We start from the raw sequence: 16,898 nt of genomic DNA, 5'->3' as shown, positions 1-16,898 counted from the left end.
GCCGACCGTCTGCACGCTGAACCACGAGGAGAGGGATGTCCATGGACTTCGAGCAGGTCATTTCGGCCGGCGTGCAGGTCGTCGAGGCTGCCGGTGCAATCATCATGGTGCTCGGTGGGGCCCTGGCTTTCGCGGTCGCCCTTCCGCGCGTGCTGCGGAGCTCCACCCGTGCCCAGGCGTACGTGGGCCTCCGTCGTGACCTGGGCCGGGCCATCCTCCTCGGCCTCGAGGTCCTGATCGTGGCCGACATCATCCGGACCATCCTCGTCGAACCGACCGTCCAAAGCGTCGTCGTCCTCGCCGTGATCGTCGTGATCCGCGTTGTGTTGAGCTTCTCGCTCGAAGTCGAAATGGACGGGGTATGGCCGTGGTCACGCTGGCGGGTCGATCCCGTCTCCCCGGTCACCCCGCAGCCGCCTGCTCAGTAGCCTGCGCCGTAGCCCCGTGGCGGTCGGGTCACGAGCACGCCACGCCACACCAGGTGGCGTGGCTGCTTCAGACCCGGGTCATGCCGTCGCCCAGGATCAGGGCACCGAGCATCAGGGCCACGACAACCGTGACGGTCTGGGACGGATTGATGATGCGCTTCTTGAGCGCCACGAGGGGTTTGATCATCGTCTGCGGGGACGCCAGCGTGAGGATCACAGGGACCGCGACACTGGACACCCCGATGACCGTGTAGACGAGGATGCAGATCACCAATTCGGCAAGCGGGAGCGCGTGCGCGCTGAGGGCGAGCCCCGCTGCAGTGCCGAGAACGAGGGCCTTCGGCCGGATATTGAGCACAAGTCCGACCCCGGCGCAGGACACGGGCCCGAGGGTCGCGATCCGGTTGAGCCAGGCGGGTTCGGCCAGCCGGGGAGGGGACGGATGCAGGAGTTTCCACACGCCGGACCCGATCAGCACGGCGCCGAGAACGATCTCCGTCCAGCCGATGGCCGGCTGGAGGGCAGTCATGTCGGCCGGGGGAAGCCAGGTCAGTGTGGCCGTGAACACGGCCGTAACGACGATGAGCCCGACGATCCAGCCCGCGAGGAAGGCGGGGGCCGACCAGCGCTGTTTCGGAGACAGAAGCAGCAGCACCGTCACGAGGAGCGGGGTGGTGCTGAGCGCGACGGCGAGTGCAAGCGGGAGCAGCCGTCCGATTGTGGCGAGCATGGGAGCGCCTCACCCCTCGTGCCCGGGCTCCGGCGCTTGCGTGGCTGTCGGGCGGGGAGATGAGGGTGGCTTCGCTTTCCGCGCATTCTTGCCTGCGACATCGGCCGCCTTCAGGAGACGTCGGGTCTCGACTGTCGGGCCGAATGCCGGCCTGACCCACGCGACGTCGGGATCGGAGTCGACGAGGAACGTTCGGGCGAGCAGGGTGAGGGGGATAGCGAGGATGGCGCCGATGGGCCCGATCACGACGGCCCAGAACAGCACGGAGAAGAAGGTGATGGTCTGGTTGAGGGAGACGGCGCTGCCGACGGCCTTGGGCTGGATGATTGACTGCACGCCGCCGTTGATCACGCCGTAGACGATGATCACGGCGATCACGGTCGGCCAGCCGCCGACAAGATAGCCGAACACGACGGGCGGGGTGATGGCGAAGAAATAACCGATGTTGGGGATGAAACTGCAGAGGAAAGCCAGGAGCCCCCAGAGCAGGGCGGCGGGCACCTGGAGGATCCACAGCGCGATGGTGTTGAGAAATCCCTGCACCAACCCGAGCACGGTCGTGACGATCATGTAGCGGCGAACGTTCGCGGCGAAGACCTTGAGGGCATCGACGAGGCCCGGCCGGCGCTGGCTCAACTGCCCGAGAATGGTGTGCGCATAGGAAGCGTCCGAGGACATCAGGATCAGCATGGTCAGGACGATGACCAGGAAGCCGACGATGCCGAAGAAGCTGCCGAGGAAACCGCTGAGGTAGGGGACGAACCTGCTGGGCGTGAAGCCTTCCGTCATCGCCTGGATCTGCGCGTCGCCGATGCCGATCGTGTTGAGAAACTCGCCAAGGGAGACGCCGAGATCGTGGATCTCCGCGGCATAGCCAGGCAGCATCGAGACGAACTGGGAGATGGCCACGATGACGACATAGAAGAAGCCGGACAGCAGCGCGAAGACGACGAGGATCACCGAGCCGGTCGCGAGGCCGTGCGGCACCCCGCGCTTCTCCAGGCGTACCCGGACAGGATGAGCGCAGATGGACAGCACAAGAGTGAGCAGGACCGGCGCCAGAATGCCGCGGATGCTGCTCATCCCGATCGCCGTGATCGTGGCGGCTGCGAGGCCGACCAGGAGCAGCGTCCCGCGGGGATACCGGGGCAGGGGTGTGGGGTCGGGTCCGACGATGCTCATACTTGTCCCGCCATCCTCTTCGATGGGTTGTCCATCGAGTGGCTCCGCCAACGATTCATTGGGAAACGTAGTCCCATTTCGTGCGCCCAGCGTCGTTTCCGCGTTTCTCCGCTTCGGCGCCTCGAAGCTAGTCTGAGAGGAACAAACCAGAGCGGGGGAGACGGATGCTGTCAGGCGAGCTGTTGAGTGAGGCCTATGGCCGGGTCGGCGGCGTGGTGCGTTCGGTGTTGCGGCAGGCCGGACCGGCCCTGCTCGAATACCGGGCGGACCCGGAGGCGAATTCGATCGCCTGGCTGGTCTGGCACCTGACACGGGTGCAGGACGGACATGTCTCCGAACTTCTCGGCGAGGACGAGGTCTGGATCAGCGGCGGCTGGGCCGCGAAATTCGACCTGCCCTTCTCCGACTCCGAGACCGGATACGGCCAGACCGCGGAACAGGTCGGCGGCGTCCGGGCCAGTGCCGAGCTGCTCTGCGGTTACTTCGACGCCGTGCACAGCCGGACCCTCGCCTATCTTCCGACGCTGACCCCCGAGGACCTCGACCGGATCGTCGACACCTCGTGGAACCCGCCCGTGACCCTCGGAGCCCGGTTGGTGAGCGTGCTGGCCGACGACCTGCAGCACGCGGGCCAGGCCGCGTTCGTGCGGGGCCTGGCGGTCCGTTCCGGGGACTGACCCCGCCGTGCGCCAGGGCGCCGTTCCTCCCGCCGCCGGCGCAACTCCTGCCGGGACCCGCGCGCGCGTGCCGCTGTGGCTCAAGGTACTCCTGTCGACGGCCCTGCTCTTCGTCATCGTCTGGTTCGTCGTCGTGCCGCAGTTCGCCGGCGTTGAGGCAGCCCTCGCGTCGCTGGAAAGCGTTTCGCTGCCGCTCGTTCTCCTGGCCGCTGCCCTCCAGCTGTCCTCGCTGCTCTCCTTCAGCGCGTTGACCGCCGCGGTGCTCGGACCCGTCCGGCCGGGCTACTTCACCCTCCTCCGGATCGACCTCGCGGACCTCGGGGTGAACCACGTGGTGCCCGGCGGAGGAGCGACGGCAGCCGCGGTGCGCTTCCGGCTCCTCGTCCGCGCCGGAGTGCGATCCGGCGCTGCGCTCACCACGGCGACCATCGAGACCACTGGTTCGAACCTCGTGCTCGGGATCGTGTTCGCCGGCGGGATCCTGTTGTCGATCACGACCCTTGTCGTCACGGGCACGTACATCGTGGCAGGGACGGTGGTGCTGGTCCTGCTGGTCGGCACGGGCGCCGGCGTCTGGTTCCTGACCCGCCGGACCGAGCTCGTCGTGCGTGGATCGCGCCGGGTGGCGGCGCGCGTGCCGCTGGTCTCCGAGGATCGGGTCGAGGTCTTCGTTCGCAGCGTGGCGGCGCAGGTCCTCGAGCTCGTCACAGACCGACGGCGGATGTCCGCCGCGCTCGGCCTCGCCGGCGCGAACTGGCTTCTCGACGCTGCTTCGCTCGGAGTCCTGCTCGCCGCGTTCGGGCATCCGCTTGCCATCGGCCCGCTGCTGGCGGTCTACGGGCTCGGCGGGCTCCTCGCGCTCCTGCCGTTGACCCCGGGAGGCCTCGGTATCGTCGAGGGTGTGCTCGTGCCCGCCCTCGTCGCGGTCGGGACTCCGCACGCGACGGCGCTGCTCGCCGTTGTCGGCTGGCGGGTGCTCGAGTTCTGGCTTCCGATCCCGCTCGGTCTCGCCGCCTACGTTTCGCTGCGCCTCGGCGTGCTCCGGCGGCGTCCCGCCGCTCCCTGAGCGTCACGGGCGCGGTATGCGCATCCAGGAATATTCGTTCTCCGGACGCCCAGGCGTCCCGTAGCGCGGAGAGCGCAGAACGGTTCCGGTGTCCGCGAGGTACTCGAGGTACCGGCGAGCCGTCACCCGGGAGATCCCGAGTGCGTCGGTGACCTCGCTCGAGGAGACCGGGGACTCGTGCTCTTTGAGGAAGTCGACGACGGCCGAGAGGGTGCCTTCCGCGAGTCCCTTCGGCCGGGGAAGCTCGGCGGGCGCGCGCAGGCTCGCGAATGCCAGGTCGACGTCCGACTGGTTGGTGACCCGGGATTGGGTGCCGAGCTGGAGTCGGAAGTCCCGGTACTGGCCGAGCTTCTGCGCGAAGGTCGCGTAGGTGAACGGCTTGATCAGGTATTGGACGATGCCTGCTGCCACCGCGCCACGCACGATCTTCAGGTCGCGCACCGCCGTGATCGCGATGATGTCCGTCATCAGCCCGGCCGAACGCATCCGGCGGCTGACGTCGAGGCCGTGGAGGTCGGGGAGGGTCATGTCCATCAGGACCAGGTCGATCGGGCGGCCCGCGGACTCGGCTTCTGCCAGCGAACGCAGGGCGGAGTGTCCGTCCCGCGCGGTTCCGGCGTGGACGAAGCCTGCCAGGCGACCGAGATAGACCGCGTGGGCTTCAGCCGCGATGGCCTCGTCTTCGACGACGAGCACGCGGATGTCCGCGTCAGGCATCGTGCGGATCCCTCGCTCCGGTGGGGCGCACGCCGGCGACCTCTGCTGAGGGTGCCCGGCAGGGAAGCGTGACCGTGAAGACCGCGCCCCGCCGGAATCCGATGGTCAGGGTGCCGCCGAGGCGGTTGACGGTCTGTTGGACCAGTGCGAGGCCGAGCCCACGCCCGAACTCACCGGGTTCCTTGGTGCTGAAGCCGCGGCGAAGCACGTCGTCGAGCGTCTCCGGATCGACGCCATGGCCGCTGTCGGCGACTTCGACGACGACGGAGGCCGCACCGCTGTGCACGGAGAGGTGGACCTCCCGCGGCGCCGCGGCGTCCATTGCCGCGTCGAGGGCGTTGTCGATCAGGTTGCCCACGATCGTGACGAGGTCCCTGGCCTGCAGCCCGGTGTCGGACAGGCTGCCGGTGGCCTCGACGGCGAGGACGACGCCGAGCTCGCTGGCCTGGGCGAACTTACCCATCAGCAGTGCGCTCAGCACGGGCTCGTCGACCGACGCGACCACCTCGTCCGTCAACATCTGGCCGAGTTCGAGGTCCCTGGTCGCGAATTCCAGTGCGTCTCCGGTGCGGCCGAGTTCCATCAGCGAGACGATCGTGTGCAGCCGGTTGGCATGCTCGTGGGTCTGGGCCCGCAAGGCATCGGACAGGGTCTGCATGGACTGCAGCTCGCTGCCCAGGGACTCCAGATCGGTGTGGTCGCGGATCGTGGCGACCCACCCCATCGGCGTCGATTTCCCACGGCCGCTCACGGGTGGCGCGAGTGCGGGCTGCTGGCTGACGACGAGCACCCGGGTGCTGGTGAGGTGGATCTCATCCTGCACGGGGCGGCCACTGCGGAGCAGGTCACCGAGTCCCGCCGGGAGCTCGAGCTCGCCGAGGGTCGGGGCGGCGGCCCCGCCCCTCGGATTCGCCGGTCGGGACGGGATGCCGAGAAGCTCGGCGGCCTGGTCGTTGTAGAGAACGAGGTCGCCCTTCAGATCAACGAGGACGAGGCCTTCCCGCACGGAATGCAGTACGGAGTCGTAGTACACGAACAGCTGGGCGAGCTGTTCCGGTCCCCAGCCCAGGGTGACCCTGCGCAGGTAGCGCCCGATCAGGGACGTGACGATCGCGCCGGCCACGAGGAGGGCGAGTGCCAGGCCCAGGACAGCGGGCAGTCGGGCGGTCAGGGCGATCGACAGGTTGCTGGTCTTCACCCCGGCAGCGACGAGCGCGCGGACGGCGCCCTGCGCATCGACGACGGGCACGACTGCGCGGACGGACGGGCCCAGGGTTCCCGTCGTGACCTCGGTGAACGGCGTTCCCGCCAGGGCCGGCGCGATGGTGCCGATGTACGGCCGCCCGATTTCAGACTCGGTGGGGTGAGTCCATCTGGTTCGGTCCGGCGCCATGATCGTGATGAAGTCGAGCCCCGCCTTCTGCGTGACGCTGAGCGCGTATGGCTGCAGGAGCGCGCTCGGATCCGGGGCCCCGCTGGCCTCCAGGACGAGCGGGTTCTCCGCGATGGCCGTCGCGACCGACAGCATCCGGCTCTCGGTTTCGGCGTAGCCGCGATCGCGAGCGTCGATGAACAGTGCCGTGCCGACCGAGGCGGCGAGCGCGACGATGAAGACGGAATGGGCCAGGAAGAGCCGGCGCGCGATGCTCCAGTCGCGGATCATGGCGTGCCGCCCTTCTCACCTCGATGTGAATGAAACCATATGCCCGTCGCGCGTGAACAATATGACCGCAACCGTGACGCCACGCGCCGCGTCGACCATTCTGAAACGCACAACACCAGACAAAGGAGTCTCTCATGGCAGCACTGCGAGCCACACGTCCGGTCCGGCCGGCGAAACGGATCGACACGTCCCACTACCTGTACATCGCGGTCGTCGTGGCCGTCGTGCTCGGCATCACCGTCGGCCTGCTTTTCGGCGGGAAGGACGGCTTCGCCGTCTCGCTCAAGCCGCTCGGCGACGTGTTCATCGCACTCATCAAGATGATGATCTCGCCGATCATCTTCTGCACGATCGTGATCGGCATCGGCTCGATCGCGAAGGCCGCGACGGTCGGACGGATCGGCGGACTGGCGCTCGGGTACTTCCTCGTCATGTCGACCTTCGCACTCGGAATCGGGCTGCTGGTCGGGAACCTGATCCACCCCGGCGCAGGGCTCGACCTGAAAGCGGCCGCGGCATACGTGCCGCCGGCCGCCGCGGACTCGCAGGGCTTCTTCCTGGGCATCATCCCGACGACGCTCTTCTCGTCGTTGACGAGCGGCAACATCCTGCAGACCCTCTTCGTCGCACTGATCGCCGGGTTCGCCCTGCAGAAGATGGGCAGGGCGGGCAAACCGATACTCGAGGCGATCGCGAACGTGCAGGCCCTCGTCTTCCGGATCCTGATCATGGTGATGTGGCTCGCTCCGATCGGCGCGTTCGGCGCCATCGCGGCGGTCGTGGGCGCGACAGGCTTCCAGGCCGTGGTCAGTCTCTTCACCCTGATGGGCGCCTTCTACCTCACCTGCATCCTCTTCATCGTCGTCATCCTCGGCGGGCTGCTGAAGATTTCCACCGGCGTGAGCATCTTCAAGCTGATGCGCTACCTCGGCCGGGAATACCTGTTGATCTTCTCGACGTCGTCGTCTGAGGCGGCGCTGCCGCGGCTGATCGCCAAGATGGAGCACCTCGGTGTCTCGAAGCCGGTCGTCGGCGTCACCGTGCCGACGGGGTACTCGTTCAACCTCGACGGCACCGCCATCTACCTGACCATGGCCTCCCTCTTCATCGCCACAGCAATGGGCCAGCCCCTCGCCTTCGGCGAGCAGATCGGCCTGCTCGTGTTCATGATCATCGCGTCGAAGGGAGCCGCCGGTGTGTCAGGTGCCGGCCTCGCGACCCTCGCTGCGGGGCTGCAGGCCCACGCCCCGCAGCTGCTCGGCGGTGTCGGCTTCATCGTCGGCATCGACCGGTTCATGTCGGAGGCCCGCGCACTCACGAACTTCACCGGCAATGCCGTGGCCACCGTTCTGATCGGCTCCTGGACCCGGGAGATCGACAGGGCCCAGGTCGACCGGGTCCTCGACCGACTGGAGCCGTTCGACGAGACCACGATGATGGCGCACACCATCGATCCCACCCCCGCGGAGCGGTCCGTCGCGGCAGAACGGGCTGCGCAGTCTGCGGTGCTCGAAGACGCCAGGCACTGACCCAGGCCCCACCTGGTGCGCGGCGCCGGGCCCGCCCCCTTCGAGGGCGGGCTCGCCGTCGCGCATCCGTGTTCTCGCCGGGGAGGGATAGTCTCGGAATCAGCGCCGCCGGAGGCGCCTGACCGGGGGACCGAGAAGAAGATGACGGAGATGCCCGACCTCACGTCGAAGGAAACCGCGAGGCTGAACCCGGAGCCTCCCGAGGCGACGACGCTCGCGGACTTCGCGAGCAGCAGCGCCGGTGAGGTGCTGAGCCGACTCGGGTCAACGGCTGCGGGCCTGACCGGCGTCGAGGCAGCTCGTCGGCTCGCCTCGACCGGACCCAATGCGGTGCGCACGCACAAGGCAGGTCCCCTGTCCGTGCTCGGCAGGCAACTGCGCAGTCCCATCCTCATCCTCCTGATCGTGACCGCCGCCCTGTCGCTTCTCCTCGGGGACGTCACCAACTCCATCGTGATCGGCGTCATCCTCCTGGCGAGCGTCGGGCTCGGCTTCAGCAATGAGTACCGGGCCGAGCTCGCCGCCGAGGCGCTGCATTCGCGGGTGACGCACAAGGCCGTCGCCGTCAGGGACGGGTCCCTGGTCGAGATCGATGTCGTCGACATCGTTCCCGGCGACATCCTCCACCTGTCCCTCGGCGCCGTCGTCCCCGCCGACATCCGCCTGCTCTCGTGTGAGGACCTGCTCTGCGACGAGAGCATCCTGACCGGGGAATCACTGCCGGTTGACAAGTCGCCGGAACCCATCCCCGCCGGAGCGGCGCTCGGCGACCTGAACTCCTGCGTGCTGATGGGCACGGTCATCCAGTCCGGAAGCTGCGTCGGCGTGGTCGTCTACACGGGCGCCCACGCCGAATTCGGGCGCATTGCGCTCGGCCTCGGCACCCGGCAGCCGCAGACCGAGTTCGAGCTCGGCCTGCGGCGTTTCTCGCTGCTGCTGCTCCAGGTGGCCATCGGGCTGACGACGCTCATCTTCGTCGCAAACCTGCTTCTCCAGCGCCCCCTGCTCGAGTCCCTGCTGTTCTCGCTCGCGATCGCGGTCGGGATCACGCCCCAGCTCCTGCCCGCCGTCGTGTCTACGAGCCTCGCCACCGGAACCAGGGAGCTCGCGAAGCGCAAGGTGCTGGTCAAGCGCCTGGTCTCGATCGAGGACCTCGGAGACATGGACGTGCTCGTCACGGACAAGACGGGAACCCTGACCGAGGGGAAGATCTCGTTCACGACGGCGCTCCCTGCGGCCCCGCACGTGGACGCGGGTGACGTCCTCCGGTTCGGGCTGCTCGCGACCGAGGTCGACTACTCGACGGGCACGGTGTCGACGGTCGGCCAGAACCCGCTCGATGTGGCCGTCTGGGCCGCACCGGAGGCCCCGGCCTCGCAGGTGTCCGAGTACACCCGGCTCGACGTGATCCCATTCGACCATGAGCGCCGGATGACAAGCGTGCTCGTGCGAGACCCGGCAGGGACGCTCACCCTCGTCACCAAGGGATCGCCCGAGGATGTGCTCCGGGTCTGCCGCGACGTGGCACCGGCCGCCCGGCACCTGCTCGACCAGCAATACGCGAAGGGCAGCCGCGTCGTCGCGGTGGCGACCCGGACCGGCTCCGGGCTCACGGACATCAGCCCGGCCGATGAGAACGACCTCACGCTCGCCGGGTTCCTCATCTTCCTCGACCGCCCGAAACAGAGCGCGCGGGCCTCACTGAAGCGGCTCGAGACCCTGGGCATCTCCGTGAAGATCGCGACGGGGGACAACGCCCGGGTCGCGGAGAAGGTGTGCGGCGACCTCGGCCTCGAGTCGGGAGGCACCCTGACGGGCGGGGAGATCGACGCCCTCACGGATGCCGAACTCGCGGTCCGGGCGGAGGAAGCGAGCATCTTCGCCCGGGTGTCCCCGGAGCAGAAGTCCCGGCTCATCCACGCCCTGCGGGCGAACGGGCGTGCCGTCGGTTTCCTCGGCGACGGCGTCAACGACGCCCTCGCCCTGCACGGAGCCGACATCGGGATCTCGGTGGACAGCGCAACGGATGTCGCCAAGGACGCCGCGGATGTCGTGCTGCTCGACAAAGACCTCGGAGTGCTGGCAGACGGGGTGATGGAAGGTCGACGGATCTTCGCGAACACGATCAAGTACGTGCTGATGGGCACCTCGAGCAATTTCGGCAACATGTTCAGCGCGGCGACGGCATCCGTCGTGCTCAGCTTCCTGCCGATGCTGCCGGGGCAGATCCTGCTGAACAACCTCCTGTACGACGCCGGCCAGCTCGCCATTCCCGGCGACAGGGTCGACAAGGAGCAGCTGCTCGCGCCCTCGCACTGGGACATCGGGTACATCCGGCGCTTCATGTTCCTGTTCGGCCCGATCAGCTCGCTCTTCGACTTCGCGACCTTCGCGCTGATGCTCCTGGTCTTCCAGGCCGCGCCCGGAGAGTTCCGGGCCGGGTGGTTCATCGAATCGCTGGCCACGCAGACGCTCATTATTTTCGCGATCCGCACCAGACGGGTGCCGTTCCTGCGCAGCCGGGCCTCTCGAGGGCTCACCATCTCGGCGTTCTCCGTTGTCGCGATCGGCATGTACCTGCCGTTTTCTCCGCTCGCCGGAGTCCTCGGCTTCGACCCGCTGCCGCTGCCGTTCTTCCTCGCCCTGGCCGGGATGACCGTGCTGTACCTCGTCCTGGTCGAGTTCGCCAAGCAGTGGTTCTTCAGCCGCCCCGCGCAGCAGCCGACGGCCACCCGTCAGCGGGTCTCGAGCCACCACCTTGCCCGGCGCGCGGCACGCTTCAGCGTCGTGGAACCGGGAGCGGTCGTCGCCAGGCGACGGTCGGCCTCGCGGCGCCGACGTGCCAGGGCCGGGCGGAAATAGCCTCACGACGCAGGCGGATCCTGACGGAGGCTGATCAGGGGCTGATCAGGGGCCGATCAGGAAACGGATCAGGAGGCGAGGGCGGCGACGATCGAGTCGCCCCACTGTCGTGCCCGGTCGAGCTCCCCGTCGGCGAGCGGTCCGGTCTTGCCGTCGACGATGAACCCCGTCGGCCGGGTCAGGATGTGGGCCCCTGCGGACTTGAGCCTGCGGGTCACCCTTCCTGCGGCATCCCCGTGCAGGGGCGAGTGGACCCGGGTGTCGAAGGCGGCAGCCTGGATGCCGCGCAGGGTGCCGGGGTTCAACTGGTCGAGGAAGGCCTGCATCCGCGGTGACGGACGCCAGCCGTTGATCGGGCAGCCGACGACGAGGAGATCCACTCCGGTCAGGCTGTCCGGGCTGATGGTCGAAACGGACACCGCACTGCCGCCGATCGCATCCGCGATGGCCCCTGCAACGGATTCGGTGGTGCCGTAGTTGGAATCGAAGACAACGAGCGCGCTCACGAGCGGCCTCCAGTCGGAAACGACGGTTCAGATGCTCTCAGTGTGGTCCCGGAGGGTGGGCCTGTCGAGGCTCGTTCGTGCCGGAGAAGCACCCAGAACGGGTGTCAGACGGGTGCGATCAGTCGTCGAGGCCGCGCGCGACGAGGGCCTCACCGATCGCATCCGCTGCGTACAGGGAGCGCACGACGACCGGCACCGCGAGCGCGAGCAGGGAACCCTGGGTGCCGCGGGCCCTGCGTGCCTCGAGTACCTCGGTGACGATCTCGGCGACGAGGGGGATGCAGCGCAGAGTGATCGCAACGAGCAGTCCGACCCTGTCGGCATCGACCCAGCGATCGAAGGGGCGGAGCAGCCGCTGGAACCCCTCGAGGACCGCCGTGACGGTGGTCGTGAGCGTGAAGAGCGCTGCGAGGGCGACGGCCGCGAGCAACCGCCCGGCCATGAGCGCCGCCGGCACCCAGCCAGACAGGAGCGCCTGGATCGGCACGGCGATCAGGAGGATCCACAGGATCGGACCGATCTGCTGCCAGGCTGCGCGCGGAGGCACGCCGGCCACGGGATACAGGCCGGCGATGATGCCGAGAGCGACCAGGAGCTGCCACGGCTCGCCGAGAATGCCGACCCAGAGCACCCCGGCCGACAGGACGGCGAGCTTGAGCAGGGTCGGCGCCCGGTGGAGGAGTGAATGCCCGGGGGAGTAGAGGCCGATCATGCCAGCAATGCCCGGTACGCATCGATGGCCATGGCCGGTGCGCCGTCCGCGACGACCGTGCCGTCCTCGATGCAGATCACCCTGTCGAAGTCTTCGAGCAGGTCGAGCTGATGGGTGACCACGATCACCTGCTGGGTCATGGCCCGGAAGAGGTCGGCGATGCGCCGGGAATTACGGGCGTCCAGGAGCGTTGTCGGCTCGTCGGCCACGACGACCTGCGGCTCGCCGACGAGGACGGCGGCGAGGGCGAGCAACTGCTTCTGGCCGCCGGAGAGCCGATGCGCCGGATGGGCAGCGTGGGCGCTGAGCCCGAAGCGGTCGAGTGCCGCCTGGGTGCGGCCGGCGATCTCGGCGGCGCCCAGTCCGCGTTTGCGGAGGCTGAACGCGACGTCTTCCTCGACGGTGGGCATCACGATCTGGTTGTCGGGATTGGTGAAGATGAAGCCGACCCTGCGCCGTACTTCGCGCGCGTTCTTCGCGACGAGGAGCCCGTCGACCGTGACAGTCCCGGCATCCGGTGTGATGAGCCCGTTGATCAGGCGGACGAGGGTGGATTTGCCCGAGCCGTTCGCGCCGACGATCCCGATGCGGCGTTCGGTGAGGGTGAGGCTCAGGTCGCGGAGCACGCTGCGGTCGCCGAAGGAGTGCGACACTCCGTCGAAGACGATCGTGCTCACGGTGGCCTACTCGTCCGAGGCCCGGGCCGGGGTCGGGGTCGCGGTCGAGGTCGGGGTCGAGGTTGCGGACGACGCGGTGACTGCGCGGCGGCGGGGGATGAGCCCCGGGTATGCGCGGTGCACCTGCCGGGCGACGAGCACCGTGACCACGGCCTTGATCGCGTCTCCAGGCAGGAATTTCGAGGCGTCGACCAGGGCGCCCCAGATCGGGAGGTGCAGGGTGAACGCCGTGACGGGAACGCCGATGGCGTAGATCATGACGATGCCGCCGAGCACGGTCGCGCCGAGGGCTGGCCAGAACGGGTATTTCGGGAGCAGCCGGCCGGTGAGATACCCGATCACGAGTACGCCGAGGAGCCAGCCGTAGAGATAGCCAGCGGACGGCGAGGTCGTGAACCAGGCGAGGCCGCCACGGCCGCCGGCGAGCAGCGGCAGCCCTGCCGCCGTGAGGGCGAGGAAGAGCAGTACGGCGAAGAAGCCCTTGCGGGCCCCGAGGACCGCGCCGGCGAGCATCACGCCGAGGGTCTGCAGGGTGATCGGCACCGCGATCACGCCGAGGGAGAGAGGTCCGGGGACGCCGAGCGCCGCGATCAGCGCGGCGAAGATGGCGATCTGCGCGAGGTCGCGCACGGTCAGGGTTCTGGCGGTCATGGTTTTCAATGTACGAGCAGCGCGGGGGCGGTTTCCAGAGGAGACCTACAAAGAATCCGGCGGATCTCTATCCGCCGGCGCCGGGGACGGCCACAGTGGCGGCGTCGTTGCCCGTCCCGGCGAGCCGGGCTGCCCGATCCTCCATCGCCGTGATCGCATCGGCGGCACGCACGAGGGCGAGGTGGCTGAGCGCCTGCGGTGTATTGCCGGCCTGGCGGCCCGCGCCGACGTCGTACTCCTCGCTCAACAGGCCCACGTCGTTGGCGAATCCGACGAGCCGGTCCATCAGGGCCCGGGCGTCTTCACCCCGTCCGGAGTTCGCGTACTGCTCCACGAGCCAGAAGGAACAGGCGAGAAACGGATGCTCGCCACCGGCCAGTCCGTCGACAGGAACCTCCGTGCGGTAGCGCAGCACCAGGCCGTCCCGCAACAGGTCGGCCTCGATCGCGGCGACCGTGCCGAGCATCCGGGCATCCGTCGGATCATGGAAGCCCACCTGGGGAAGCACGAGCAGGGAGGCGTCGACCTCCGTGCCGCCGAAGTACTGGGTGTATGTGCCGAGTTCGGCGTTGAAGCCCCGCTGCTCGATGTCGCTGCGGATCTCGTCCCTGAGGGCGGTCCAGCGTTCGACGGGGCCGTCGAGGCCGAATTCGGTACAGCCCCGCACCATCCGGTCGAAGGCCGCCCAGACCATCACGCGGGAGTGGGTGAATTCGCGGGCCGGACCGCGCACCTCCCAGATACCCTGGTCCGGCCGGGACCAGGATCGTTCGAGGGACCCGATCAGGGCGCGCTGCAGCGGCCAGGAGAATTCGCCCTCGGTGAGGCCGCTGTGGCGCGCGGCGTGCAGTGCCACCATGACCTCGCCGATGACGTCGGCCTGGAACTGGTCGACGGCGCCGTTGCCGACCCGCACGGGGCTGGACCCGCGGTACCCGGGCAGGCTCGGGAGCTCGCGTTCCGGCAGGTAGCGTTCGCCGGCGAGGCCGTACATGATCTGCACGTCGTCCGGGTCGCCGGCGATCGCGCGCAACAGCCAGCCGCGCCAGTTCTGGGCCTCCTCGGCGTACCCGTGCGCGAGCAGCACGCTGAGGGCGAGCGCCGCGTCGCGGAGCCAGACGTAGCGGTAGTCCCAGTTGCGGTGGCCGCCGCGGAATTCGGGCAGCGAGGTCGTCGCCGCCGCGACGATGCCGCCGGTTTCCTCGTGGGTGAGCGCCCGCAGCACGAGCATGGAGCGCACGACTTCGTCCCGGTATGGACCGTCGTGGGTGCACGAGCGCGCCCAGTCTGTCCACCAGGCGGTCGTCGCAGCCAGGGCGGCGTCGACGTCGATCCGGGCGGGCGGCGGCCGGTGCGAGGGATGCCAGGCGAGCTGCAGGTCGACGACCTCTCCCGCCGCGACCGTGAATGTGGCCGTGTGCCGGTGATCGGCGGCGGTCAGTTCCGGGCCGCGCACGGCGATGGCGTCTGGCCCCGCGACGGCGAGCAGCACGGTCTCGCCGTCCTGGTGGACCTGGCGCACCCAGGGAATGCTCACTGCATAGCCGAAACGGATGCGCAGTTCCTCGGTCATCTCAACGGCACCGGCCAGGCCGCGCACCCGGCGGAGCACGTCCGGCCGGCCGTCACCGTGCGGCATGAAGTCGAGGACCTCGACACGTCCGGTCGGGGTCGTCCAGACCTGGGCCAGGATGAAGGTGCCGTCGACATAGTTGCGCGTGCTCGTTGCAGCGGGGTCTGCCGGGGCGAGCAGCCAGCGCCCGTGGTCCTCGGTGCCGAGGAGCGCGCCGAACATGGACGCGGAGTCGAAGCGCGGCAGGCAGAGCCAGTCGATGCTTCCGTCACTGCCGACGAGGGCCGCTGAATGGCAATCGCCGATCAGGGCGTAATCCTCGATGTTCAGGGGCATGCAGACATCCTGTCACCGCGCGGGCGTCCTCCGGCCGTGAGCGGATGCCCGGGCCGGGACCCGGAGGAAATCCTCAGGCGACGAGGCGGGCGCGTTCTGCGGGTTCGACAGCGGTGTACCCCGGGAGCGGCACGGCCGAGACGAAACGTTCCGCCTGCGGGGCAGTCGGCTTGCGGGCCGCGGCATCCGGTTCGGCCCAGACGGTGATGGGGGCGGGGGTGAACGACAGTGCCGCCGGTTCACCGACGGACTCGCCGCGCAGTTCCGAGGTGGCGCTGCGGAGCGCGGATGTCAGGGAGGCGGCCACCTGGCGGGCCTTGAGGCCGTGGAAGATCACGTCGGTGTCCGCGGGGCTGCGCGGAACGAGGGTCCAGAGTCCCTGCTCGCCGATCAGCCGCGACAGCTCGCCGTGGAAGAGGTCGAACACCTCGTCGTCGCTGAGCTCGGGGGTGGGCAGCACCGGTACCGGAATAGCAGGCGCGGCACGACGTCGTCGACCAAACATCGGGAGCCCCTTTCGATCGAAAGCTCTTTCTGCTATCAGTGTGGCGGCCCCGGGCATGATTGAACCGCGGACACGCCGGTCAATCGCGAGTCCGGGAGGGAAACCGGGGCCTTCTAGCTGTCGATTTGCCGTTCATCGGCATCTTTGACGATGGTGCCAATGGCGACGGCTGCGCTCAGCGCCCAGCCGATCCACATGAGCAGCAATCGCCAGTCGCGCGGTCCGCGCCGGGTGGCCTGCAGGATGTTCCAACCGCCGGCGACGACGCCGAGCATCGCGCTGCTGAAGATGAATTTTCGCATGGGTCCTCCGAGGACCACGGTACCCGGATCGGGACCGGGTCGTGTGCCGCCCGGTCCCAGGCATCCGGCATGTTTCCGTCGGGTGAACAAACTGACCGACCGTGCAGGAACTGACCGATCGGTCAGGTAAGGTAGTCCAGTGCAGATCGAACCGGAAGACCTCGTCCCCGCAGCGGCCGCGACCGCGACCGCGACCGTCCGCCCCGGCGCGGGAGCCGAACTGCGGGTCATGGCGCTCCAGCAGTTCGCTGCCGTCGGGTTCGCCGGTACCTCCCTGCAGCAGATCGCAGCATCCGCCGGGTACTCGAAATCGAGTGTGCTCTACCATTTCGCCTCGAAGGACGCCCTCCTCGGCGAGGTGCTGACCCCGGCCATCGAACGCCTCGAGGCCATCCTCGGCGGGTTCACGTCGACCTCGGAGAACGCGGCCTCGCGGCACCGGTTCATCGAGGACTTCGTCGACTTCCTGCTCCAGTACCGGCTCGAAGTGCATGTCCTGATCAATCAGGCCCAGTCCCTCAAGGGCATCGCCGTGATCGATCGGGCCAGGGCCCTGATCGTGCGCCTCGGCGACGCCCTCTGCCAGGAGCACGCCACGACCATCGACCGGATGCGCTTCGGTGTCGCGCTCGGCGGCGCCGCGTACTCCCTCGTCGCCGGCCTGACGTTCTTCGACGAGGACATCACGCCGACCGACGATCTCCGGCCCGCCCTCATCACCCTCCTCTCCGAGCTCCTCGCCCCCGTCGCCGTCCGCACCACCCAGCCCAGGAAGTAATCAC

17 protein-coding genes are annotated in these 16,898 nt (G+C 68.6%); 6 read left to right on the top strand and 11 right to left on the bottom strand.

Annotated elements, in window-relative coordinates; translation table 11 throughout:
* The first annotated feature begins 41 nt into the window (after nt 1–41).
* Nucleotides 42–428 (top strand): DUF1622 domain-containing protein, encoded by a 387-nt coding sequence (locus E3O50_RS14275; protein WP_134559490.1) that lies wholly within the window; start codon nt 42–44, stop codon nt 426–428.
* Nucleotides 429–495: 67 nt separating this feature from the next.
* Here the strand turns inward: E3O50_RS14275 and E3O50_RS14270 are convergent, their stop codons facing one another.
* Both E3O50_RS14270 and E3O50_RS14265 read right to left on the bottom strand, forming a co-directional pair.
* On the bottom strand, nt 496–1,158 hold the full coding sequence (locus E3O50_RS14270; RefSeq protein WP_134447326.1) for a GAP family protein: 663 nt from the start codon (nt 1,156–1,158) through the stop codon (nt 496–498).
* A gap of 9 nt (nt 1,159–1,167) precedes the next feature.
* On the bottom strand, nt 1,168–2,340 hold the full coding sequence (locus E3O50_RS14265) for an AI-2E family transporter (protein WP_134447328.1): 1,173 nt from the start codon (nt 2,338–2,340) through the stop codon (nt 1,168–1,170).
* Between the two features lie 164 nt (nt 2,341–2,504).
* On the opposite strand from E3O50_RS14265, the gene E3O50_RS14260 reads away from it, so the two are divergent.
* On the top strand, nt 2,505–3,017 hold the full coding sequence (locus E3O50_RS14260; protein ID WP_134559419.1) for a DinB family protein: 513 nt from the start codon (nt 2,505–2,507) through the stop codon (nt 3,015–3,017).
* 7 nt (nt 3,018–3,024) lie between these two features.
* Nucleotides 3,025–4,083 (top strand): YbhN family protein, encoded by a 1,059-nt coding sequence (locus tag E3O50_RS14255; protein WP_134447332.1) that lies wholly within the window; start codon nt 3,025–3,027, stop codon nt 4,081–4,083.
* Nucleotides 4,084–4,086: 3 nt separating this feature from the next.
* Here the strand turns inward: E3O50_RS14255 and E3O50_RS14250 are convergent, their stop codons facing one another.
* Together E3O50_RS14250 and E3O50_RS14245 are read right to left on the bottom strand one after the other, a co-directional pair.
* On the bottom strand, nt 4,087–4,800 hold the full coding sequence (locus E3O50_RS14250) for a response regulator (protein ID WP_134447334.1): 714 nt from the start codon (nt 4,798–4,800) through the stop codon (nt 4,087–4,089).
* The gene (locus E3O50_RS14245; protein ID WP_134559417.1) at nt 4,793–6,463 is read right to left on the bottom strand and encodes a sensor histidine kinase; all 1,671 of its coding nucleotides are present in this window, start codon (nt 6,461–6,463) and stop codon (nt 4,793–4,795) included. Before E3O50_RS14245 ends, E3O50_RS14250 begins: the two co-directional genes overlap by 8 nt.
* Before the next feature lie 134 nt (nt 6,464–6,597).
* Here E3O50_RS14245 and E3O50_RS14240 point away from each other — a divergent pair, with 134 nt between their 5' ends.
* Together E3O50_RS14240 and mgtA are read left to right on the top strand one after the other, a co-directional pair.
* On the top strand, nt 6,598–7,992 hold the full coding sequence (locus tag E3O50_RS14240) for a cation:dicarboxylase symporter family transporter (RefSeq protein ID WP_134559415.1): 1,395 nt from the start codon (nt 6,598–6,600) through the stop codon (nt 7,990–7,992).
* Between the two features lie 150 nt (nt 7,993–8,142).
* Nucleotides 8,143–10,854: a magnesium-translocating P-type ATPase gene (mgtA, locus tag E3O50_RS14235; RefSeq protein ID WP_134448038.1), complete on the top strand. Its 2,712-nt coding sequence runs from the start codon at nt 8,143–8,145 to the stop codon at nt 10,852–10,854.
* Nucleotides 10,855–10,922: 68 nt separating this feature from the next.
* Here mgtA and E3O50_RS14230 read toward each other — a convergent pair whose 3' ends face one another.
* From E3O50_RS14230 to E3O50_RS14200, 7 genes are all read right to left on the bottom strand, one after another.
* Nucleotides 10,923–11,360 carry a flavodoxin family protein gene (locus E3O50_RS14230; protein WP_134447340.1) on the bottom strand — a complete coding sequence of 146 codons (438 nt, stop codon included), beginning with the start codon at nt 11,358–11,360 and terminating at the stop codon, nt 10,923–10,925.
* Nucleotides 11,361–11,478: 118 nt separating this feature from the next.
* Nucleotides 11,479–12,072 (bottom strand): energy-coupling factor transporter transmembrane protein EcfT, encoded by a 594-nt coding sequence (locus E3O50_RS14225; protein ID WP_134447342.1) that lies wholly within the window; start codon nt 12,070–12,072, stop codon nt 11,479–11,481.
* Nucleotides 12,069–12,749, bottom strand: a complete 681-nt coding sequence (locus E3O50_RS14220; RefSeq protein WP_134559413.1) for an ABC transporter ATP-binding protein — start codon at nt 12,747–12,749, stop codon at nt 12,069–12,071. The genes E3O50_RS14225 and E3O50_RS14220 overlap by 4 nt, the downstream gene beginning before the upstream one ends.
* A gap of 6 nt (nt 12,750–12,755) precedes the next feature.
* Complete coding sequence (locus E3O50_RS14215) at nt 12,756–13,400, bottom strand: biotin transporter BioY (RefSeq protein WP_134559411.1); 645 nt, start codon at nt 13,398–13,400, stop codon at nt 12,756–12,758.
* 67 nt (nt 13,401–13,467) lie between these two features.
* Nucleotides 13,468–15,309 carry a glycoside hydrolase family 15 protein gene (locus E3O50_RS14210; protein WP_134559409.1) on the bottom strand — a complete coding sequence of 614 codons (1,842 nt, stop codon included), beginning with the start codon at nt 15,307–15,309 and terminating at the stop codon, nt 13,468–13,470.
* A gap of 73 nt (nt 15,310–15,382) precedes the next feature.
* The gene (locus E3O50_RS14205; RefSeq protein ID WP_134559408.1) at nt 15,383–15,814 is read right to left on the bottom strand and encodes a hypothetical protein; all 432 of its coding nucleotides are present in this window, start codon (nt 15,812–15,814) and stop codon (nt 15,383–15,385) included.
* A gap of 113 nt (nt 15,815–15,927) precedes the next feature.
* Complete coding sequence (locus tag E3O50_RS14200) at nt 15,928–16,116, bottom strand: hypothetical protein (RefSeq protein ID WP_134447351.1); 189 nt, start codon at nt 16,114–16,116, stop codon at nt 15,928–15,930.
* A 139-nt stretch (nt 16,117–16,255) separates the two neighbouring features.
* On the opposite strand from E3O50_RS14200, the gene E3O50_RS14195 reads away from it, so the two are divergent.
* Nucleotides 16,256–16,894, top strand: coding sequence for a TetR/AcrR family transcriptional regulator (locus E3O50_RS14195; protein WP_134447353.1), 639 nt, complete (start codon nt 16,256–16,258; stop codon nt 16,892–16,894).
* The last annotated feature ends 4 nt before the right edge of the window (nt 16,895–16,898 follow it).

The sequence above is a fragment of the Cryobacterium sp. MDB1-18-1 genome (assembly GCF_004402735.1).
Lineage (GTDB): Bacteria > Actinomycetota > Actinomycetes > Actinomycetales > Microbacteriaceae > Cryobacterium > Cryobacterium glucosi.
The sequence above is the reverse complement of the archived record's forward strand: the minus strand, read 5'-3'. Positions and strand labels throughout refer to the sequence as shown.